17 protein-coding genes are annotated in these 22,138 nt (G+C 61.3%); 9 read left to right on the plus strand and 8 right to left on the minus strand.

Annotated elements, in window-relative coordinates; translation table 11 throughout:
• The first annotated feature begins 8 nt into the window (after positions 1 to 8).
• The 6 genes from KTAU_RS12275 (at position 9) to KTAU_RS12300 (ending at position 8,964) form a co-directional block, all read left to right on the plus strand.
• Positions 9 to 2,057, plus strand: a complete 2,049-nt coding sequence (locus KTAU_RS12275; protein ID WP_151728641.1) for a hydantoinase/oxoprolinase family protein — start codon at positions 9 to 11, stop codon at positions 2,055 to 2,057.
• Between the two features lie 18 nt (positions 2,058 to 2,075).
• A complete protein-coding gene (locus KTAU_RS12280; RefSeq protein WP_151728744.1) occupies positions 2,076 to 3,827 on the plus strand; it encodes a hydantoinase B/oxoprolinase family protein in 1,752 nt (583 codons plus the stop codon).
• 306 nt (positions 3,828 to 4,133) lie between these two features.
• A complete protein-coding gene (locus KTAU_RS12285; protein ID WP_228026430.1) occupies positions 4,134 to 4,742 on the plus strand; it encodes a hypothetical protein in 609 nt (202 codons plus the stop codon).
• 364 nt (positions 4,743 to 5,106) lie between these two features.
• Positions 5,107 to 6,882 carry an ABC transporter ATP-binding protein gene (locus tag KTAU_RS12290; protein WP_151728643.1) on the plus strand — a complete coding sequence of 592 codons (1,776 nt, stop codon included), beginning with the start codon at positions 5,107 to 5,109 and terminating at the stop codon, positions 6,880 to 6,882.
• Positions 6,872 to 7,726, plus strand: a complete 855-nt coding sequence (locus tag KTAU_RS12295) for an energy-coupling factor transporter transmembrane component T family protein (RefSeq protein WP_170293250.1) — start codon at positions 6,872 to 6,874, stop codon at positions 7,724 to 7,726. Before KTAU_RS12290 ends, KTAU_RS12295 begins: the two co-directional genes overlap by 11 nt.
• Positions 7,727 to 8,073: 347 nt before the next feature.
• Entirely contained in the window at positions 8,074 to 8,964 is an 891-nt protein-coding gene (locus KTAU_RS12300) for a class I SAM-dependent methyltransferase (RefSeq protein ID WP_151728645.1), read from the plus strand.
• A gap of 547 nt (positions 8,965 to 9,511) precedes the next feature.
• On the opposite strand, the gene KTAU_RS12305 is transcribed toward KTAU_RS12300, so the two are convergent.
• A complete protein-coding gene (locus KTAU_RS12305; protein ID WP_151728646.1) occupies positions 9,512 to 9,880 on the minus strand; it encodes a nitroreductase/quinone reductase family protein in 369 nt (122 codons plus the stop codon).
• A 78-nt stretch (positions 9,881 to 9,958) separates the two neighbouring features.
• Entirely contained in the window at positions 9,959 to 10,369 is a 411-nt protein-coding gene (locus KTAU_RS12310) for a (R)-mandelonitrile lyase (RefSeq protein WP_151728647.1), read from the minus strand.
• 308 nt (positions 10,370 to 10,677) lie between these two features.
• On the opposite strand from KTAU_RS12310, the gene KTAU_RS12315 reads away from it, so the two are divergent.
• Positions 10,678 to 11,640: an AraC family transcriptional regulator gene (locus KTAU_RS12315; protein ID WP_151728648.1), complete on the plus strand. Its 963-nt coding sequence runs from the start codon at positions 10,678 to 10,680 to the stop codon at positions 11,638 to 11,640.
• A gap of 239 nt (positions 11,641 to 11,879) precedes the next feature.
• On the opposite strand, the gene KTAU_RS12320 is transcribed toward KTAU_RS12315, so the two are convergent.
• The 4 genes from KTAU_RS12320 to KTAU_RS12335 form a co-directional block, all read right to left on the minus strand.
• Entirely contained in the window at positions 11,880 to 13,790 is a 1,911-nt protein-coding gene (locus KTAU_RS12320) for an acetate--CoA ligase (RefSeq protein ID WP_151728649.1), read from the minus strand.
• A 224-nt stretch (positions 13,791 to 14,014) separates the two neighbouring features.
• A complete protein-coding gene (locus KTAU_RS12325; RefSeq protein ID WP_151728650.1) occupies positions 14,015 to 14,899 on the minus strand; it encodes a class I SAM-dependent methyltransferase in 885 nt (294 codons plus the stop codon).
• A 198-nt stretch (positions 14,900 to 15,097) separates the two neighbouring features.
• On the minus strand, positions 15,098 to 16,015 hold the full coding sequence (locus KTAU_RS12330; RefSeq protein ID WP_170293251.1) for a class I SAM-dependent methyltransferase: 918 nt from the start codon (positions 16,013 to 16,015) through the stop codon (positions 15,098 to 15,100).
• A 327-nt stretch (positions 16,016 to 16,342) separates the two neighbouring features.
• Positions 16,343 to 17,263: a class I SAM-dependent methyltransferase gene (locus KTAU_RS12335; protein ID WP_170293252.1), complete on the minus strand. Its 921-nt coding sequence runs from the start codon at positions 17,261 to 17,263 to the stop codon at positions 16,343 to 16,345.
• A 303-nt stretch (positions 17,264 to 17,566) separates the two neighbouring features.
• Between KTAU_RS12335 and KTAU_RS12340 the strand changes: the two genes are divergently transcribed.
• Together KTAU_RS12340 and KTAU_RS12345 are read left to right on the plus strand one after the other, a co-directional pair.
• Entirely contained in the window at positions 17,567 to 18,871 is a 1,305-nt protein-coding gene (locus KTAU_RS12340) for a phytoene desaturase family protein (RefSeq protein WP_151728653.1), read from the plus strand.
• Between the two features lie 141 nt (positions 18,872 to 19,012).
• Positions 19,013 to 19,936: an RNA polymerase sigma-70 factor gene (locus KTAU_RS12345; protein WP_151728654.1), complete on the plus strand. Its 924-nt coding sequence runs from the start codon at positions 19,013 to 19,015 to the stop codon at positions 19,934 to 19,936.
• A gap of 85 nt (positions 19,937 to 20,021) precedes the next feature.
• Here KTAU_RS12345 and KTAU_RS12350 read toward each other — a convergent pair whose 3' ends face one another.
• Together KTAU_RS12350 and KTAU_RS12355 are read right to left on the minus strand one after the other, a co-directional pair.
• Complete coding sequence (locus KTAU_RS12350; RefSeq protein ID WP_308789049.1) at positions 20,022 to 20,894, minus strand: DUF6585 family protein; 873 nt, start codon at positions 20,892 to 20,894, stop codon at positions 20,022 to 20,024.
• Between the two features lie 216 nt (positions 20,895 to 21,110).
• A complete protein-coding gene (locus KTAU_RS12355; protein ID WP_151728656.1) occupies positions 21,111 to 21,950 on the minus strand; it encodes a CPBP family glutamic-type intramembrane protease in 840 nt (279 codons plus the stop codon).
• Between the last annotated feature and the right edge of the window lie 188 nt (positions 21,951 to 22,138).

Raw genomic sequence — 22,138 nt, forward strand, 5'->3', positions numbered from 1 at the left:
CTAAGACGATGAGCACACGAGCAGCCGTTGACATCGGCGGAACGTTCACCGACCTTGTTTACCTGGATGAAACGACTGGGCAGATCGGTCTGGGCAAGACCTCAACCACGCCGGCACGCTTCGAAGAAGGGGTCATTACGGCCCTGACCCAGGCTCAGCTGCGCGATGTCCAGTTCCTCGCCCACGGGACAACCGTGATCATCAACACGTTGACCGAGCGCAAGGGCGCTGTCACGGCCTTAATCACCACCCGTGGCTTCCGCGATGTCCTCGAAATCCAGCGAGCGAACCGCCCCGATATTTATAATCTGCTATTTACGAAACCCAAGCCCTTTGTGCCACGTCGCCTCCGCCTCGAAGTGCGTGAGCGCATCAACTATAAGGGTGAGGTGCTGCAACCTTTGGTCGAGGAGGACGTTCGGGCCGCCGTGGCCGAGGCGCGCCGTCAGGGGGCGCAGGCCTTGGCCATCTGCTTCCTGCACGCCTACGCCAATCCTGTCCACGAGAAGCGAGCATTAGAGATCGTGCGCGAGGAATGGCCCGACGCCGACGTGACGGCCTCTCACGAGCTGACCAATGAGTGGCGCGAGTTCCAGCGCACGAGCACCGTCGTCCTCGACGCTTACGTGAAGCCGGTGGCGCGGCGCTATCTAGAGGCCCTTTCGCAGCGCCTAGACGAGGTTAGCATCGGTCAGGAGCGCCGCTATGCGATGCAATCCAACGGCGGTATTTCCAGGTTCGAGCTAGCCAGCCGCACCCCTATCCACCTGGTAGAATCGGGTCCCGTCGGCGGCGTCATCGGGGCGGCAGCCATCAGTAAGTTGCTGCACGAAGACAATATTATTACGCTGGACATCGGCGGAACAACGGCTAAATCCTCATTGGTGGAGCGCGGCGAGATCCGGGTGACAAGCGACTACTATATCGAGCGGACGCCGACGACCGCTGGCTACCCGATCAAGGTGCCAGTGGTGGACATTGTGGAGATTGGGGCTGGTGGGGGCAGCATTGCCTGGATCGATCCGGCGGGTGCCCTCAAGGTGGGGCCGCGCAGCGCGGGGGCCGAGCCAGGGCCGGCCTGCTATGGGCGCGGCGGCAGTGAGCCTACGGTGACCGATGCCAACGTGCTGGTGGGCCGTATCAACCCCGACTATTTCCTCGGTGGCACGATTCACCTGGACCTGGAGCAGGCCCGTCGGGCGATGCTGACCATTGCTCAGCCGCTGGGCCTCGATGTGGAGGAGGCGGCTTTGGGCATCATCCGCCTGGCCAATGCCAATATGATCCACCTGCTCAAGCTGGTCTCCGTGCGCCAGGGCCGCGATCCGCGCGAGTTTGCGATGGTGGCCTTCGGCGGCGGCGGCCCGATGCACGCGGCGGCTCTGGCCAGGGAGCTGCGTGTTCCTCGCGTCATTATTCCCCCTGCCCCTGCTCACTTCTCGGCCTGGGGCATGCTGATGAGCGACATTCGCCACGATTTGGTGCAGACGAAGCCGGTGCGCCTCGATGGCGTGGCGATGGCCGAGCTGGAGGCAATCTGGGCAGAGATGGAGCAACAGCTCCAGGAGACTTTCGCTGCCGAGGGCGTCCAGCCGGAGGAGGTGGTCTTTGCCCGCTCCGCCGACATGCGCTATCTGGGTCAGGAGCATACGGTACATGTGCCTGTGCCTACGGGCCACCTTGGTGAGGAGGCCCGCCCATTGGTCGCCAGCCGCTTCCACGACCTGCATGAGCAGCTCTATACCTTCCGCCAGGACTCGCCCATCGAGCTGGTGAATCTGCGCGTGGCCGGCTTCGGGCGGGTGCGCAAGCCTGAGCTGCAGACGGTTCCTCAGCACGATGGGAGCGAGGGCGCCCTCAAGGGCCGGCGCCTGGTCCACTTTGACGACCTCGGGCGCTACGAGACCCGCATCTACGAGCGCAGCCGCCTGGGAGCTGGTGCCCGTCTGGAGGGGCCGGCCATCGTCGAAGAGCCGGCAGCCTCTACCGTGGTCCTGCCCGGCCAACAGCTGCACGTTGATCTTTTTGGCAATCTGATCATCGAAACGGGAGAGTGAGCGAGCATGGCCCAGCGCATGGCAGAGTCCAACCGCGCCGATGTCGACCTCTTTACGATCGAGATCGTCAAGGACGCTCTGGTCGCAATCGGCGACGAGATGTTTATCGCGCTGCAGCGCACGTCGAAGAGCACCATCATCTATGAGGTGCTCGACTTTGCCTCTGGTTTGACGGATGCTCGCGGCCAGCTCATCACCCAGGGCAACGGGGTGACGGGCTTCCTGGGCACGCTGACCTTCGCGGTGCGCTCGGTGCTGGAGAAGTTTGGTACGGAGAATCTGCATCCGGGCGATGTAGTGATTACCAACGATCCCTATGGCGGCGGCGGGACCCACCTCTCGGATGTCTCGCTGGTGGTGCCAATCTTCTACGGGGGACAGCTGGTGGCCTTCGCCGCCAGTAAGGCCCACTGGACTGAGGTCGGCGGCAAAGACCCCGGCTCCTGGACAACCGATTCGACCGAGGTCTTCCAGGAAGGGCTCCAGTTCCCTTGCGTCAAGCTCTTTGAGGAGGGCCGTCCCGTCCAGAGCCTCATCGATCTGATCGCCGCCAATGTGCGCCTGCCGGATATGACCCTTGGCGATATGTATGCGCAGGCCGCCTCTCTCCACCTGGGCGAGCGGCGTTTCCAGGAGCTATGCGACCGCTATGGGCTGGCCGTGGTCCAGAGTTCGATCGAGGCCCTGCTCGATTATGGCGAGCGCATGACACGCCTGGAGCTGGCTAAGCTGCCCAAGGGCGTCTATGAGGCCGAAGACTGGATCGATGATGATGGATTAGGTCACGGCCCCTTCCCGGTGCGCGTGAAGGTAACGATCAGCGACGATGAGTTTATCTGTGACTTCACGGGCACGCATCCCCAGGTGCCAGGTCCGGTCAATTGTACGCTCACGGGCCTGCATTCGGGTGTACGCACGATGCTCAAGGCGATCACCAGCCCCACGATCCCGGTCAATGAGGGGTGCTTCAGACCGCTCAAGATCATTTGCCCGCCAGGGACAATTTTTACTGCCCAGCGCCCGGCGCCGGTTTCGACCTATTGGGAGACCATGAACTATGTGACCGACCTGGTCTGGAAGGCGCTGGCGCCGATCGTGCCCGATCGCTTGAGCGCTGGTCACTTCCTGTCAGTCTGCGGTATCGTCCTGGCTGGGACTCACCCCGATACGAACGAGCTGTTTTTGCTGGTTGAGCCGCAGGCGGGAGGCTGGGGAGCCGGTGCCGCCAAAGACGGCGAGTCCGGCCTGATGTGCGTAGGCGATGGCGAGACGTATGTGATCCCGGTAGAGGTCGCGGAGACACGCTATGGTATCCTGGTCGAGCGCTACGAGCTGGATACGGCTCCGCGGGCCGGAGCCGGTCGCTATCGCGGCGGGCGCGGCTGCATTCGCGAGTATCGCGCTGTGGCTGACAATGTCACCTTAACTGCTACTTTTGGCCGCCACAAGTATGTCCCCTGGGGCGTGGCCGGCGGCCAGAACGGCTCACGCAACGAGGTGCGCATCTTGCACGAGGATGGCCATGAGGTGGTGCTAGGCAAGTGCGCCCGCTATCCGCTCAAGCGCGGCGAGGTGGCGCGCCTGGTCACTGGCACCGGCGGCGGCTGGGGTTCCCCACTGGAACGTCCGGTCGAGGCGGTGATCGAGGATGTACGCGATGGCTACATCAGTCGCGAACAGGCCTGGCAGGACTACGGCGTCGAGCTGGACCCAGCGACCTTGAGCGTGGTCCGTCTCAGTCCTGAGCGCCTGAGCCGTTCAGTTTCCTGATCGGCAGATGTGGGGCCATTGCCAGGCCGGCCATCTGCTGATCAGGTGGCTCCTGACCTGGCGATCCCCAGGCACTGCATCGCTGTGGAAGGCCAAGTTGCTCCTGCCAGAACCAGCGCAGGCAGAAGGTAGAGCCTTCCCCCCTCCCGTACGGCTAGCAGGGCAGTCGCCGGGCACACTGCTCCTCCTCAATTTCAACAAAGGCAAAGGCCGGCCAGAGCCGAAGCAACGGTATAGATCGACGGAATCGTTGGCGAATGAGTAGGCTACCCTGACGTCGCCGCCGCGGCGTCAGTGGGGGAGGTTATGAATATGCAGACGACCAATAGTCCAGGTGAACTGGTGCAGCGCCGCCCCATCCTCAGCGCACGCCAGATCGCGGTCGCGGTGATCTTCGGCGCTATTGCAGCTGCCTTCGAGCTGCTCCAGATTACGATCCCCGGTTATCTGCCCGGCGTCAACTTCAATCTCGGCGGTATTTGGCTGACCCTTTCGACGATGATCGGCGGCCCTATCGTGGGGGCCGTGGTGGTCTTCGTCGATTCGGTCACCGGCCAGGTCGGTATCATCGGCTGGCCCGGCTACCTGATCCATGTGTTGATCCTGGCCGCCTTCTATCCCGCCGTCTATCGTGTGGCCAGTCTCCCCAAGCGTCTGGGCCTGTTCCTGCTCTTGACAGCTGTGGCGCTCTTTTTCCAGTACTGGTGGTGGATCGGCCTCTATTCCTTTGTGCTGAAGATCATTCCTTTCCAGGCTCAGCTAGCCCTGCAGTTTGGCTACGCCTACTGGATCTACCTGATCATCTATTTCCTGATCCCGGCCATCCTGCTGGCCACGGTGCCGAAGTTTGTGGCCCCACAATGGCGCTGGCCGTGGCAGCGTGAAGAGACCCCCCAGGCTGCTGAACTGAGCTAGGCGTGCTTTAGCCGAGGCGGCCTGGCCCTGGTAGAGAGGAGAAAAGAGAAGGAAGCTCACTTCCACCTCAGAAGCAGTGACGATCTGCCCGCTTACAGCTAGCTGTCGGTTCTCTTCTGCCCGTTTTGGAAGAGGGAGCGCTCTTGCGGGGCCGCTCAGGCCGAGCCGTAGCGCGCTCCCTTTCTCGGAGGACAGGCGCTGCCAGATTGGGCCTGCTCTGGCTCGTCATGGGCATTCTCTCTTGGCGCGGTAGGCTCAAGCGTGGAGCTTTGTGTCTCTTCTTCGTCAATTGTGTTTTTGATTAGGGGCATGCGAGCGCTCTCTGACTTACCCCATTAGCAGCTGGAAAAGGAGGAATCAACTCGTGCCGGTAGAGGAGCAAGCGTGCGCGCTCGCCTACGAGGGATTTGGGTTCACCTACGAGCAGGGGGAGAGTGAGGTCGTGCGCGACCTGTCGCTCCAGCTTTCCCAGGGGCGGGTGGTGCTGATCACCGGGCCGAGCGGAGCTGGTAAGACGACTATCTGTCGCGCGGCCAACGGGTTGATCCCCCATGAGTTTAAGGGGACTATGCGGGGCCGGATCACGGTCGCCGGACGCTACGACTCGCGACGCTATAGCGTTAGCGCCCTCTCAAAGCTGGTCGGTCTCCTGCAACAAGATCCCGATACGCAGCTCTTCAATCCAACGGTCGAAGATGAAATCGCCTTTGGGGCCTGCAATTATGGCCTGCCTGCCGAGACCATTCGCCAGCGCCTGGAGCAACTGTTAGAGCTGACTCGCCTGAGTGAGCATCGGCGCAAGAATCCGCATCAGCTCTCGGGCGGGCAGCAGCAAGCCTGCGCTCTGGCGGCCATCCTGGCCTTTGATCCGCAGACCTTGATTCTGGACGAGCCGACGTCGAACATCGACCCTTTGGGGAGCCAGGAGGTGCTGACGCTGGTGGCTCGCCTGGCACGAGAAGAGGGGCGGGCCACGCTTCTGATAGAGCACAAGCTTGATGAGATGGTTCACCTGGTCGACGAGATGCTTGTGATGGACCGGGGGCAGGTCTTGCACCGTGGCAGTGTACGCGAGGTGCTCGAACACGTCGAGTATATCGACTCGGTGGGGCTGAGCGTTCCCCAGGTGACGCTGTTAGCCGCACGCCTACGCTCAGCTGGCTGGCCTCTGCCACGCCTGCCACTGGATGTCACCGAAGCGGTGACGCTGCTGGAGCCTTTCATCGATCGCGCGGCTCTGGCCAGCCTGCCAGTACCTGCGCCCTCCTGCGGTCTCGACTCTGGCCCGCACCCCGCCGGGGGAGTTGGCACCGAGACCATCATCGAGGTCAGCGGCCTGAGCCACGTCTACCGCGATGGGACGCCGGCCCTGCGGGACCTCGATCTACAGATTCGCCGCGGCGAGTTTGTGGCTATTCTGGGTCAAAATGGTTCAGGCAAGACCACCCTGGTCAAGCATTTCAATGGCCTGCTGAAGCCTACCAGCGGCACGGTGCGGGTAGCCGGCCTTGATACGGCCAGGGCCAGTATCAATGAGATGGCTACCACCGTGGGCTTTATTTTCCAGAATCCCGATACGCAGATCTGCAAGCTGAAGGTCTACGATGAGCTGGCTTTCGGCCTGCGCAATCTGGGCCTGCCCGAGAAGCAGGTCAGAGAGCGGGTGCAGCAGGCCGCCGAGGATCTGGAGATCGTCCACCTGCTCGATAAAAATCCGTTCCTGCTGAGCATGGGGGAGAAGCAGCGCATTGCTGTGGCGGCAGTGCTGGCCATGCAGCCCAGCGTGCTGGTGCTCGATGAGCCGACGACGGGGCAGGACTATAAGCGCGCCAAGGAAATTATGGATCTGGCTGTACGTCTGCATGCAGCAGGTCAGACAGTGGTGGTCATTACGCACGATATGAATCTGGCAGCGGAGTACTGCCAGCGGGTGGTGGTCATGGCCAATGGCCACGTGCTGCTGGATGCGCCAACCCGTCAGGCTTTTCAGGCAAGAGAGGCCCTGCAGGCTTCTTCGTTACGCGCCCCCCAGGTGACCCAGCTGGGCCAGCAGCTCGGCGCTCCTTGGGCCTGGCTGACGGTCAATGAGGCTCTGGCTGCTCTTTGGACGGTGCGAAAGGGGGCCGGCGATGGCGCTTGAACTGTCCTACCAAGATAGAGGCTCGATCATTCACCGCCTCGATCCACGGGTCAAGCTCCTGTGGTGGCTCTCCATCAATATCACTCTTACGACCTGGAACGACCCTCTCTTCCTCTTCTTGCTCCTGGCCAGCGTCTTCGCTTACGGGAGGATCGCCCGCATCCCGGTCTGGCAAGGGGTACGGCAGCTGCTGCCGATACTGCCGTTTGTGATCTTCGTGCTGCTCGCTAATATCGCTTTCTGGCGCCCGGCCCATCCCGAGACCGCCCACTTCATTGGTTACGTTATCCCACGCGGCACGCCGGTGCTCCCGCCGGTGCCGCTTTACTGGGAGACGGTGGTTTTCTCCATAGGGACGATGCTGCGCCTGCTGGTGCTGGTTGAGAGCACGCTGGTGTTGATTAAGACCGTCTCGCCGGCGGAGATGGCTCTCGCGGTGGCGCGCATGGGGGTGCCACCGGAGATCGGGATGGCGCTTTCGATGACCATCGCTTATATCCCGGTAGTGGTTGCTCAGCTCGTCTCGGTGATGGAGGCCCAGCAATCGCGGGCCTGGAAGGTGAAGACCTCCAATCCGATCGCACGCTTCCGCGCTTATACGACGATCGCTATTCCGACCTTTTTCCGCTCATTCCAGGCGGCAGAGGCTATGGCGGCGGCCATGCTCTCGCGCGGTTTCGGCTACGATATCGACCATCGTACGGAATTGAAACCAACGCGCTTTAGCGGGCAGGACTGGGTCCTGACGGCGCTGTTCGCGGCTTTCCTGGTGGGCGGCTTTCTCCTTGGTTTCTCTGGTATTGTGCAGTACACCCTCACGATGCGTTTGCTGGGCTTCCACTAGGGGAGGGGAGAGACCAGCATCAGCCTGATTCTAGCTATATTGTTAGCGTTGTCATAGGGGTTCTGTTGACGCGAGTTTTGCAGAGCGCAGGGGAGGGGATAAGCGCCGAGAGTCTGGCAGGCGGCCAGCTGGCACTCCGCTAGAGTGTGGGCGCTTATGCCCTGCCCGGCGATGGCATCCAGGCCACTGGCCGGAGCCATGACAGCTGGCTCGGGTCAGGTCCGGTCGCGTTGCGCAACGGGTTAGATAGACGGCTCCTCCGTCGCGCCTCCCTCCAGTGACCATATGGCGGATGCCTGGCGTGAGCGTTGACTCGCCTCCGTCAGTCTTAAGAGGAGCACGTATGCATGACGAGAAGAGAACCTAACGATATGTCGATCGGTAGTGCAACGCAAGATCGCGAGATAGAATACTTGACGCAATTGGAGCGTCTACTGCTGGAAGGTCTGGGAAATGCGCTAGCCGAGGAGGAGCTTCCACCCGACGGGGGACGGGTGCTTGATATGGCATGTGGGACTGGCAGCTGGGCCCTGGAGCTGGCCTCCCAGTATCCAGGGATCGCGGTGCTCGGTATTGACCCCCATCCTCAGCTCATCGAGCACGCGCAGGCCCAGGCCTGGGCGCGTAATCTGGAACAAGTCAGCTTCCAGGTGGTGACTGGCAGGGAGTCGCTCCCCTTTCCTGATGCGTCCTTTGATCGGATCTACGGGCGGCTCCTCTCCCCCTGCCTGCCACCGAACGCCTGGCCACGGCTCCTGGCCGAGTCTTGTCGCTTACTGAAACCCGGTGGCAGGCTGAGCCTGCTCGAAAGCGAGGGGCCGCTGACCACCAGTCTGGCGGCTGAACGCAGCTGGTGCTTTGTGAGTGAAGCTCTTCAGCGCGCAGGCCAGAGCTTCTCGGTGGACGGGCGCCATCTTGGTATCACCGTGGTGCTGCCGCGCCTGTTGCGCCAGGCGGGTTTCATGGATGTGCGGGTGCGTTCTCATCTCATCGAGTGGTCGCAGGGAAGCGAGGCCTATCTCGCCGGTTGTAAAGCTTTCTTGGGCAGCTTCAAGCGTTTTGCTTCTTTGATCCTTACAACGGGCATAGCCTCTAAGGAAGAGTTAGAGCAGCTAGAGGAGCAAACTCTGACCGAGCTACAGGACGAGGATTTTTGCGCCCTCTGGCCGTTGCTAAAGGTCTGGGGACGCAAGCCGGTTTCCCCGGACGAGCTTTCTACAGAGCCAGACTGGTGGTAGGGAGCCTGAACGGCGCTGTCTCTCCGAGAGCGTGACCTGCCAGGCTCTTTTCTCGATAGGCCATGTTCTGCAAGACGCGGGGCAGCTCTGTAGCTCGATGAAGCTGCAGAGTATGCCCTGGCTTCAGGGATAGAAGATACGTTGATTTCCTTTCCTTGGGAAAGGAGTAGTCAGCAATTGCACGTAAAGCTTTTCTTTCCCTGAGTGCTTTGGTGTCCTGAGATAGCCCACGGCCAGATAGCGCAATGCGAGTCGCTTGTAGGGGACCGGAGCCTGACGCCACGCCCTACGCTCAGTGCTCCCGGCCTGCTCCAGTGCATACGCATACTCGCGCATATTCGCCCCACCGATGCCAGGAAGTGTGTCATGCGCCTAATTATGGTCCCGAGCAGCCTATGAGCCGGGGCGGGGGCGCGCTACATCAGTTGCTGCTGCCTGGTAGCGAACAAGGCCAGCCATCTGCGCCCTTGCCAGGCTGCTGTTCTGATGGCTGGCCTCCTCCGGTCGCACCTGATAAGGTCCTGCCCACGTGGGTAGCGCCAGGCATTTAATGGCCTGGACTGCTCAACGGGACCTCGACGGCGACGTTGATGAGCGGATAGTACGCCTGAATCTGCCTGGCTCCGTACTTCTCGCGGAAGCGCTCGGTAATGGCAGCGACACGGCTTTGATCCTCAATCAGACGCACAGGGGTGGTGAGAGCCTGCTGACCAGCACGCACTTGCAAGGTCGGAGCCTGGCGCAGGTTCTTGTACCAGCCGGTCTCGGTCCCGCGTACAGGCAGCAAATAGAGGGCATCGCCCTCTAGTACAAACCACACCGGGTACGTGTAAGCACGCCCGCTGGTGCGCCCTTTAACCGTAATATCAATTTCACTGCGGCGCTGTAGCAGCGTGCGGATGTCCCTTTGACTCATAGCAGAACTACTATCCTTTCTCCCCGATCAAAGCAGCAGCCGCCTATCCACCAGAGGGAGTCTGCTTTCGTCGGCCTGTTATGACTGCTGCTGCTGCCCGGAGTACTGTTCATCGCTAACGTGTTCCATCCAGTCGGCTACCTTGCCATCAAGCTCTTCTTGAATGGCAATATGGGTCATAGCCGTAGCTGGCGCCGCCCCGTGCCAGTGCTTCTCACCGGGTGCAAACCAGACGACATCACCCGGACGAATCTCCTCGATCGGACCCCCCCAGCGCTGGGCCCGCCCACAGCCAGCGGTCACGATCAGGGTCTGCCCCAACGGATGACTGTGCCAGGCTGTGCGCGCTCCAGGCTCAAAGGTAACACTGGCCATGCGCACGCGCGCCGGACTGGGCGCCTCGAATAAAGGATCAATGCGCACTGTTCCAGTAAAGGTAGCAGCCGGTCCTTGTTGTGAGGGCTGCGAGCCACTTCTTCTGATCTCCATTGTCTTCATTCTCCCTTCCTCAATTGCACTCACTTACCTCCCTCACCGCTGGGCATCCAGCGCTGAGCGGGAGCAAGTAAGCCAGGTAGGTCAGCCGCCAGGTTCCTGCCGCCCTGCCAGTCAAAGCCCTCAGCCCGTCTTTATTCATTCTCTCTGAGCAGAGAGATCAGCAGCGCAGGCCGGCTTTCTTTCCTCTAGTGGCATTATAGAGATTGCCCTGGCAAAGGTGATAGAATAATTCTCGTTAAGAATTGGCTGATTCTGCACATGCCGAGAGGCAACGCCATCGTGGAGGAGGTTCCTATTCAATGACTCTTATCGCCGTTGCAGAGCACGAGCGCCAATATGACGAGCGGCTACTCCAGCGCCTTCAGGCCAACCGCGAGGAACTGGCCGAGCGCATTGCGCGGGCCACTCCACGCGATGGAGCTATCGAACCACTTGAGGGCCTCGTTCTGGCGCGCCTCTCTTCACCATCTCTCCCCTTACCCAGCGTTGCCGAACCGTCCTTCTGCGTGATCGCTCAGGGGCGCAAGGAGGTATTCGTTGAGCACAGTCGCTATGAGTACGACCCGTTCCATTACCTGCTAGCGACTGTTGAGCTGCCACGCTTCAGCCGCGTCATTGAAGCCAGCCCAGAGCGACCGTATCTGAGCCTGACCCTGCGCCTTGAGCCTTCACAAGTCACCGCGGTGCTGCTTTCTGCCGGCTATGTGCCCCGGCGTAGCTCGGCACACGCCCTGGATGTCAGCCCTCTGGATGAGCGGCTGCTGGATGCGGTGGTGCGTCTGGTCAGGCTGCTCGACACGCCCGAGGAGGCTCCGGTGCTGATGCCCCTGGTCACCCAGGAGATTATCTATCGCCTGCTGGTCGGCGAGCAGGGGAGGCGTCTCTGCCATCTGGCCTTGCGGGGCGGCATGCCCTCGGAGATCGCCAGCGCCGTCTCGTACTTGCGCCGGCATCTTTCGGAGCCGCTGCGCGTCGAAAGGCTGGCTCGCGAGCTGGGGATGAGCGTCTCTAGCCTGCACCATCACTTCAAGGCTGTTACCGGTCTCAGCCCACTCCAGTATTTGAAGCAGCTGCGCCTGCAGGAGGCGCGCCACCTGATGCTCAACGAGGGATTAGATGCCACCAGCGCCGCTTTCCGCGTCGGCTATCAGGATGTCTCGCACTTTAACCGCGATTATCGCAGCCTCTTCGGGCTACCGCCGGCCCGCGATATGCAGCGGCTGCGCCAGGAACTGGAGAGCCTGGCTGTTAGCACAAACTAAGCCGTAATGGCCAGGACAGAACCACCGTCTCCAGCACAGCTCACGGTCTCGGGCGACCACCCACGCGGCCATACATCTGGGGAAAGGGGCAGCCACCGGTGATCCTCGCGCCTGCCGGGGGAAGACGCCGCCTTGTTGCTGAGAGGTTACGAGCAGCTCCAGCCAGATGCGAGCCGTCTCAAGAGAGACCCCTGGCTTCTTGTGATCCAAGGAAGCCAGGGGATAGCAGGGGTGTTGATTTAACGGGTGGAGAGATCGGATTGCAGCCGCTGCCAGGCCAGGCGCGCCTCTGCGACCGATGTCTCGTCCTCAATGGTCGAGACATCACCAGGGTCGCGCCCCAGGGTGACAGCGCGCAGCACGCGGCGCATGATCTTGCCGCTGCGCGTCTTAGGTAGCATATTGACGAAATTCAGCTCGCCGATGACGGCCACCGGGCCCAGCTCTGTGCGCACCGTTTTGAGCAGCTCCTGCTTTAGCTCCTCGGATGGCTCGTAGTCCTGCTTGAGGACGACGAAGGCCACGATTACCTCGCCGCGCAGCTCATCGGGGCGCCCGGTGACACCAGCCTCCGCAACGGCAGGATGTTTGAGGAAAGCGGTCTCGACCTCGATGGTGCCAATACGATGGCCGGCGATCTTAATGATCTCATCGGCGCGCCCGGCAAACCAGACGTAGCCATCCTCGTCGACATGAGCGGAGTCGCCGGTGTAGTAGACACCGGGCAAGATACCCCAGTAATCGCGCGCATAGCGCTCTGGATCACCCCAGAGCGTTGGGATCAGGCCGGGGAAGGGGCGCGTGATGACCATCACCCCCTTCTCGCCAGGACCGAGCGGCGAACCGTCCAGCGGGGAGACAACGCGGGCCTCGATGCCAGGCAGAGGGATGGTAGCCGAGCCGGGCTTGATCGGGAGCATGCCCAGACCGTAGGGATTGCCAAAGATCGGCCCACCGGTCTCGGTCTGCCACATGTGATCGATGACGGGGACACGATTGCGCAGGACGCTCTCCTGCAACCACGACCAGGCCGGAGCATTGAGGACCTCGCCAGCACAAAAGACGCGCTCTAGCGAGGAGAGATTGTAGCGGCTTGGTGGCTCATCACCATACTTCATGAGCAGGCGCACCGCAGTGGGCGAGGTGAAGATGCCGCTGACGGCGAATTCTTCGACGATCTGCCAGAGCACGTCGGGCGTGGGATAGTCCAAAGCCCCCTCAAAGGCCAGGGTCGTGGCACCGGCGATGAGTGGGGCGTAGACAATGTAGCTGTGCCCGACAACCCAACCGATGTCTGAAGTGGACCACCAGACGTCGGTCGGCTTGAGACCGAAGACCCATTGGCCCATACTATGAATGTGTACCTGGTAGCCGCCATGCATGTGGACCGCAAGCTTGGGCTTGGCAGTTGTGCCCGAGGTGGCCAGAATATAGGCCGGCTCGTTAGCCTCAAGGGGAAGATAGCTGCCGCTTTGGCCATTGGCCTGGGCCAGAAATTCCTGCCAGGAGAGGTCACGCCCGGCCTGCATGGTCACCGGCTGACTGCCACGCTGTAAGACCACAACGTGCTCGACGCTGCCGTTGCCAGGGGCCAGAGCGGCGTCAACGATCTCTTTGAGGTTGGTCTCTTTGCCCTTGCGATAGGTGACGTCGGCGGTGAAGACCAGGCGCGAGCCACTGGCCTCAATGCGATCGCGCAGGGCCTGAGCGCCAAAGCCGGCGAAGACGACGAGGTGAATGGCGCCGATACGCACGGCGGCGAGCATGAGCATGATGGCCTCGGGGAAGGTCGGCATGTAGATAGTGATACGGTCCCCCCGCTGGATGCCCAGGCCGCGCAGGGCAGCCGCCAGCCGCTCAACTTCGTGCAGGAGCTGGGCATAGGTATAGAGGCGACGCTCGCCGCGCTCGTTCAAATAAATGAGGGCCGTGTGGCCGCCCCAGCCACGCTTGACATGCTGATCCAGGGCACTATAGGAGAGGTTCGTTTCCCCGCCGATGAACCAGCGGAAGGTCGGCGGGGTCCACTCAAAGGTGCGGTCCCAGCGCCGAAACCAGGGGAGCTGCTCCGCTGCCTTGCTCCAGAAGGCTTCCGGGTTCTCGCGCGCCTCCTCTAGCCAGCGCTCGATAACAGGGGTGATCAGCTTCATAGACTGGCCGCCTTTCTCTTCTTCGAGGACGAACATCCGTGGCAGACGTGGCCCGGTCGGTCAATACGGTCAATAGTCCGGTGGCCCGCGAGCCTCTCTGATTTGCATTGTAACCCATGAGCCAGGGATCTGCAAAGAGACGAGCAGCGCTTTGTTCGCTCATGGCAGGCACGAGCACGCCAGGGAACAGGGCGTTACTCGTGCGCCGCGCCTGATCACCTCTGCTACGACCCTTCCCCCGGCTTGTTCTCGCCCCCTGCCAGGGGCTTATGTCCCCAGACTGTGAGCAGGTTCCAAAGCCCGCAAAAGTCTTCCTGTTGCATTTCCGCCACGGCCTGCTGATACAAGCGCTCCAGCTCCTCCCTGGTCGCCACTCCCACCTTCACCAGGAAAGGCTGAACCAGCTCCAGGCCGATCAGGCTGTCTTTAAAGACCGCGTAGTGAAGATCCAAGCCCATTGACCACTCGATGACCGTGGCGCGCAGCCGCACCTGCTCAAAGCCCGCCTTCCTTACCAGGCGCGGCAAGACCGGCATGATGCCAAAGTGGCGTCCATCTGCTGAGAAACTCTGGCCCGCACGCTTGAGCGCCTGGGCTATCAAAGCCATCCATGTCTCATAGGCCGGACTCGTGGTCAACATGGGTTCCATCTCGGTCAGGCGCAGGATGCCGCCCGGCTTGAGCAACCGGTCGCACTCCGCCAGCAGCTTCGGCCAGGCCCCCGGCAACATGAAGGCGAAGAGCAAGCGCCCGTTGATCAGATCAAAGGAGCCGTCTTCGAAGACCAGCGGCTCCATCACATTCATCACCTCAAAGTGCGCATTCTCCAGCCCCCTCGACCAGGCCTGCGCCCGCGCATACTCAATCACCTGCCGACTGATATCTACCCCAATCACTTCCGCCTTCGGATACTGAAAGGCCAGCTCTAAGGCCCATCCTCCCGGACCGCAAGCCAGGTCCAGGACCCGCCCCCGCTCGGGCAGCGCGATCCCCGGTTCGGGCAACAGCCCCCCCATCCCTTCCGTCAGCAGCCGATCCTGCTGCATCAGCCGCGCCAACTCACCCGCGTTCTCCGGGTCAATTGGATAGGTATTTTCCGATCCTTCCATGCCGCACCTACTCCTTACTCCGGCTCATCTCTCATGGTCTTTCGTCCACCGGGACCGGGCAAAGCAAGGCAGCCTGCTTTCTCTTCCGCGGCTATCGACCTGCTCTGGCCCTGCTGCAGAGAGTCGCCCACTGATCAGGCAGGCACGCAGGCGCGCTCACTTTGCCCTGCCCGCTACCAGCAAGAAAACGGGCAGCTGTTAGCCCTCTACTTCCGCGCGAGGCTGAGCCTCCTCTTCTCTCGTCTCTGGCTCATCCTCATCTGCAGCCGGCGGCTTGTGCCCCCAGACGGTGATCAGGGGCCAGAGAGCACAGAAATCGTCTTGCTGCATCTCAGCTACTGCTTGCTGATACAAACGCTGCAGCTCTTCCTTTGTCGCCATCCCCATCTTGACCAGGAAAGGCTGGATCAGCTCAAATCCAAGCAGGTAGTCTTTAAACACAGCGTAATGGGCTTCCGTGCCCATCGACCACTCGATGATACTCGATCGCACCCGCACCTCCTCAAAGCCTGCCTGCCTTACCAGGCGCGGCAGAACGGGGGAGATCCCCATACGGCGCCCGTTCGGTGAAAAACTCTGTCCCGCTCGCTTGAAGGCCTCATAGATCAGGCCCCAGTATTGCTCAGTAGCAAGGCTACTACACCACGGGCCTTCGGTCTCAGTCAGGCGCACGATGCCGCCCGGCTTGAGCAGCCGGTAGCACTCCGCCAGCAGCTTCGGCCAGGCCCCCGGCAACATGAAGGCACACATCAATCGTGCATTGATCAGATCAAAGGAGCCGTCTTCGAAGGCCAGCGGCTCCATCACATTCATCACCTCAAAGTGCGCATTCTCCAGTCCTCTCGACCAGGCCTGCGCCCGCGCATATTCAATCACCTGCCGGCTGATATCTATTCCGATCACTTCCGCCTTCGGATACTGAAAGGCCAGCTCTAAGGCCCATCCTCCCGGACCGCAAGCCAGGTCCAGGACCCGCCCCCGCTCGGGCAGCGTGATCCCCGGTTCGGGTAGCAGCCCCCCCATGCCCTCCGTCAGCAGCCGATCTTGCTGCATCAGCCGCGCCAGCTCTCCTGCGTTCTCAGGATCGATTGGATAGGTATTCTCTGGTTCGGCCATTAACCATGCTCCTTGCTCAACCTCATGTTCACCTGGCGTCCAGATCAGCGTGATCACCACTGCCTCTGGCGCTTCTTCCTCAAGTGTACCAGGAGTCGACCGCGCAGCGGAAGGGATACAGTAACAATATTGCCGATCCGGTAAGCATCGGCAGGCTGAGCTAACCAGCAAGCGACCCTTACTACAGAATCCGGCACTATCCCTCGTCACCTGTCCACTCTCATCGTGCACCGCTTTCACGGCGAGCAGATCCTCTTTGGAGCAGCGATCTTCCCGGCCTCCACTTGAGGTGAGGCCAGGAAGATCGAAGCAGTGCCATCCCATCCCTCAGCCGTCCGTCTTGTCGAGGTCTGACCCAGACAGAGCCTGCTCCGGCTCCGCTTCCGCCTCATGACTGGCCAGAGGCTTATAGCCCCAGACCGTCAACAAATGCCAGAGAGCGCAAAAATCCTCTTGTTGCATTTCCGCCACGGCCTGCTGATACAAGCGCTCCAGCTCTTCCCTGGTCGCCACTCCCACCTTCACCAGGAAAGGCTGAACCAGCTCCAGGCCGAGAAGATAATCCTTAAAGACGGGATAGTGGGCCTCCGTTCCCATCGACCACTCGATGACCGTGGCGCGCAGCCGCACCTGCTCAAAGCCCGCCTTCCGCACCAGGCGCGGCAGGATGGGAGTGATCCCTAAGTGGCGCCCATCCGCCGAGAGGCTTTGACCAGCTCGCTTCAGCGCTTGTGCCACCAGAGAAGCAAAGCGCTCATAGGCTGGACTGGTCGTCAGAGGTGCCTCGGTTTCTGTCAGGCGCACGATGCCCCCCGGCTTCAGCAATCGGTCGCACTCCGCCAGCAGCTTCGGCCAGGCCCCCGGCAACATGAAACCAGCGAGCAAGCGCCCGTTGATCAGATCAAAGGAGCCGTCTTCGAAGGCCAGCGGCTCCATCACATTCATCACCTCAAAGTGTGCGTTCTCCAGCCCCCTCGACCAGGCCTGCGCCCGCGCATACTCAATCACCTGCCGGCTGATATCTACCCCGATCACTTCCGCCTTCGGATAGTGAAAGGCCAGCTCTAAGGCCCATCCTCCTGGCCCACACGCCAGATCCAGCACTCTCCCCCGCTCCGGCAGCCTGATCCCTGGTTCGGGTAGCAGCCCCCCCATCCCTTCCGTCAGCAGCCGATCCTGCTGCATCAGCCGCGCCAACTCACCCGCGTTCTCCGGGTCAATCGGATAGCTATTCTCTGGTTCCGCCATTGACTGTGCTCCTTGCTTCGCCCTGGTTTCACCTGGCATTCAGATAAGCACTATTGGGACAGCCCGCGTGCTTCTTCCTCAAGTGTACCAGCAGCAGACCATGCAGTGGAAGAGAGACAGTCACAATGCGAACGATCCGGCGCTGCTGCGCATCACCGGGCCGGCCAGGCAGTGCTGCCACAGACCAGAGCAGCCGCCATCAAGCAGAGCAAAGTCTCCGGCTCACACTGTCACAAATCGGGGTTGCCCCCCGTCTGCTTTGTGTCATCAGCAAAGATCACCCCTGTTCGGGAGGAAAATAAGATGCAGACAGATATCGCAATCGTCGGTGGTGGTCTGACGGGACTGACCGCCGCCGCTTACCTGGCGCGGGCCGGCCTGCAGGTAACCGTCTTTGAAAAAGCGGCCAGCCTCGGCGGGCGGGCCGCCACCCAGGTTCATCAAGGCTACAGCCTGAACCGTGGGGGTCACGCCCTCTATAGCGGAGGCGCGGCGACCCGCGTCCTGCGCGAGCTGGGCATCAGCTTCCACGCCGGCTCACCGCGCGGCGTTCAGGCCCTCTTCCAGGAGCGCTTTTTTGCCTACCCGGGAGACGCCGCCAGCTTCCTGAGCACGACCTTGCTCAACGGAGCCGAGAAAGTGGAGCTACTGAGACTCCTGACCAGGCTGGCGCTCCTCAAACCACGCCGTCTGGCCGCCGAGAGCGCCCACGCCTGGATCGATGCCCACACCAGGCACACACGTGTACGCCAGCTCCTGCTTGCCACAGCCCGCACGCTGACCTACAGCGGGAATCTAGATCTGATCAGTATGGAGGCTGTGGTCACTCAGCTGCAGCTTTCATTGAAACGCCCCGTGCTCTACATCGATGGGGGCTGGCAGACCCTGGTCGCAGAGCTGCGCCGCGCCGCCGAGCAGGCCGGGGCTCATCTCCAGCCCGGGACGCGCGTCGCGACAGTCCTCCAGGATAACGGGCGCGTTCGTGGTCTTGAGCTGGGCGACGGGCGCCTGTACGAGGCGCGGGCCGTGGTGCTGGCGACTGAGCCAGCTGATGTCGCACGGCTGGTAGCCGATCCTCTGCTGAAACAGCGTCTGGCAACTCTGACGCCACTGCCTGTGGCCTGTCTCGACGTCGCTCTGCAGCGCCTGCCACATCCCGAGCGGCCAGTTTCCCTGGACCTTGATCAGCCGCGCTTCTACTCGGCCCAATCGCTCTTTGCTCGCGTTGCGCCTGCCGGCGGAGCTGTATTGCACGCTGTCCGCTACCTTGACCCGACAGACCCTGGCCAGGCCCGAGCGCACGAGCGCGAGCTAGAGGCGCTGCTCGACCTGGCACAACCGGGCTGGCGCGATCTGGTGGTCAAGCGCTTCTTCCTGCCCCATCTGCCGGTCATGGGGGCCGTGCCGAGCGCCAGCCGTCACGGCTTTGCAGGGCGCCCAGAGCCACAGGTGGAGCACATCAGCGGCCTCTACCTGGCAGGAGACTGGGTCGGCCATGAGGGTTATCTCGCCGACGCTTGCTTTGCCAGCGCCCGTCAGGCGGCGCAGCTGCTGCTCGCCGATCTGGCCAGGCGAGGAGCACCCCGTCACGTCAGGGTAGCAGCATAGCATAATGCAGGTCAAGTATGGTATGCTCTGCCATGTGTCGCTACGAGGAAGGCACATGACAGAGCATGACCGCGTCCGGTCCGGCAGGGAAGCAGCCGCTGAGAGCTTCCAGCCCGGGCACGCAGATCAAGTCGCAGGCAAATGACAAACACAAGCGAGGAGACAGCCCGCATCTTTGAAGAGTACCGCTTCCTGCTCTTCTCCATCGCCTACCGCATGCTAGGCGAGGCCAGCGTAGCCGAGGATATGGTACAGGAAGCCTTTCTACGCTGGCTGCAGGCCGACGAGCAGGCAGTGCAGTCGCCACGCGCCTACCTGACCACGATCATTGTGCGGCTGTGCATCGATCAGCTGCGCTCCGCCCGAGCGCAGCGCGAGGTCTATGTCGGTCCGTGGCTGCCCGAGCCCCTGGCCACAGGCGAGCATCCTGAGCTGGTGGCCACAGCAGAGCTGGCGGAATCGCTCTCCTTCGCCTACCTCCTCATGCTAGAAAAGCTCAGCCCCCGCGAACGGGCAGTCCTCTTGCTGCGCGAGGTCTTTGACTATCAATACCCGGAGATCGCAACCATCCTCGGGACGAATCCGGCAACCTGTCGACAGCTCCTCCACCGCGCCCACCAGCGCCTGGGTCAGCATGAGCGACGCTTCAGCGTCCCACGCGCCCAACAGGAGCAGCTCACGGCCCGTTTCCTACAAGCAACCGCCGAGGGGGATGTCGAGGGATTGCTTGGCTTGCTGACCGACGAGGCCATTTTCGTCGCCGACGGCGGTGGCAAGGTCAAGGCCGCCCTGAAGCCAATCCAGGGAGCGAAGCGCGTGGCACGCGGCATGCTCGGCGCACTGCGCAAGTGGTTCCCGCCAGATCTGCAGCCGCAGCTCGCCGAGGTCAACGGCCAGCCGGCCATCATCGGCCTGGCGCAGGGGAAAGCGGTAGGACTGGTCATGCTGGAGCTGGAGCCACAAGGGGAGCGCATCAGACGGATCTACGGCGTGGTCAATCCCGAGAAATTGGGCTGGCTGACGGAAAGACAGATTCGCACTCTCGCTAGCAGCGACTGGCCTTGACTCCGGGCCAGCCAGACCAGGGCAAGGGCGATGAGACCACCCCGGAGAGCGGGAAGCCCGGCTGGCCCGAAACCCCTCCTTTCGCTCAACTCTCCAGCTCAGTGATGCCCTGATAGCGCTGGAAGATGTAATCTTTGAGGCCCTGGAACAGGCCGATATTGGGCATAGCGACTAGATCCCAATAGACCCTCTTCTTGTCTATCTTTTCTATGATCAGAGAGGTATCCCGAAGCGTGAAGGCACGAATCTCGAACCAAAAGAGACTTTTATCTTTCCAGCTCACTTCCTCCCGGTTGAGACGCAAATCGCCAAAGGTCACTGTGTCGCCCTGCTCGAAGGCCGCAATGACCTGGGGGAGGAGATGGTTTCTAATCTGCTTGTCCAGGAGATCGAGTAGCTCCTGCATTCTGACCAAATGCAGGTCAAAAATGATCTTTTTACCATCTTGAAACTCCAGTTTATATAAACGCCTGGTTTCCTTGTAATCGACAAAACTGTCACCGACAGCAATCATACGTATCTTTTCTCTTACTTCTAGCCAGAGGGCCGTAATCTGTTCCCAGCGCCAGGCAGTCGCACGCCGGCCCCTTTTGTAGACCAATCCCCTATCGTACACATAGAACCCCCATGAGGAGGTGACCTCATGCGCGAGTAAGACCAGTGGGGAGAGTAGTAAGGCTGGTATCAGCAACGCACCTGCTACCAGTAGCACGATGAAAAAGTACTCGCGAAGCAATTCAAGTATATCATTGTGGCGCATAAATAATGCAATAACAAAATATGATAAAAGCACACATAGTAACCATCCTGCTATACTCAGGAGACCTTCAAACCAGGTGAGAACCGACGGTCGGTAGTGCTTCTTGGGTAGGCCCAAATCGGCACTCTGGGCTACCTGTTCCACCTCAGCTGGAACCGAGAGGAGTGACTGCGTCTGCTTCTGGGGAGATGGCAACACCGAGGATCACCTGACCTTCTCTCCTGAAGGCAGCAAGGTTGGCTCTTTACTGCAGCAAACGACGCTCGCGAGCACTACGGGGGATGTCTACCTATCCTCTTGAGAGAACGAAGGAGCAGCAGTTTTTTCCGCCTTCTTCGTGCGATAAGAACTGACTTCCTTATGGCCAGGCACTGTGTGTAGTACAGCGAACAGATGTGACAGAGACTACAAGGGTTAAGACAACGCGCGATCGACTGGTGGCTCCCCCGCCTGCGCCGAGCGCAGCCTCTTCGCGATGGAATCCCCAAGGATATGGAAGACGAGATCGGCGCAAAAGTGGCCCAGCATGGCCGCCTCCAGACCATAGCGCCAGAAGAGGTAGCCGAAGGCGATGCCGACAACACCGTTGAGAAGAATAGCCCGCCCGATCAAGAGGGGGGTCAACCTGGTCAGCGCCGCTGTGGTCGGCAGATGGCCTAGACCAAAAAGCAGAGCCGCCACGACCGCAGCCAGCCAGAAGGCACCGGGCGCTGGCTGGCCCCCTGGCAGGTGCCAGATGAAGCCGAGCAGCCAGGCGAATAAGGAGAGCAGGAAGAGACGACATAACAGCTCTTCAGCAATGCCACCGTAAAAGCAGGCCAGGAAACGCTTCCAGAGAGCAGGGATCGGCAAGGCCGTGCGCATGGCCTCCGGTAGCCGAGGCCAGAAAACCACGATCTCCAGGACCAGGAGCAGCGCGGCGGGTCCCAGGCCCAACAGCAGGGCCGGCCCAACGAGCGCCTGCGCTTGCGCCGTCACCGCCTTACCTGCCAGCAGCCCCTCCAGCAAGGGAGCACCCAGGCCAATACGATGGGCAATAGGCAGGCCCAGGCCCACCGCTACCACCAGCAGCACACCACTCTGCAACCACTGCAGCAACAGCAGCACCCACAAGGGACGCCGCAGGCGCTCCTGTGCCTGCTTGAAAGCCTGACTATTCAGTTCGAGCAGATAGGGAGTAAGACAGGCAACACTGACGAGTGCCGCGCCGGTCAGGACGGCGAACTCAGCCCAAGGGAAAGAGAAGTTCAACATCAGACCATCTCATCTACGTATTTACAGCAGGTATTCTAATTATAGCATATAGCAATAGGACCCACCAGGGCAAAGGCACCCATCCAGCGCCACGGCTGCATTTCATCCAAACCATTAAAGGTGCAGAAGCTGCCCCGAAGGGCAGCGCTATAACTAGCACTGCCGGCTTCGAGACAGCCCAACAAGAG

Origin of the sequence: Thermogemmatispora aurantia (assembly GCF_008974285.1) — a bacterium.
Classification (GTDB): domain Bacteria; phylum Chloroflexota; class Ktedonobacteria; order Ktedonobacterales; family Ktedonobacteraceae; genus Thermogemmatispora; species Thermogemmatispora aurantia.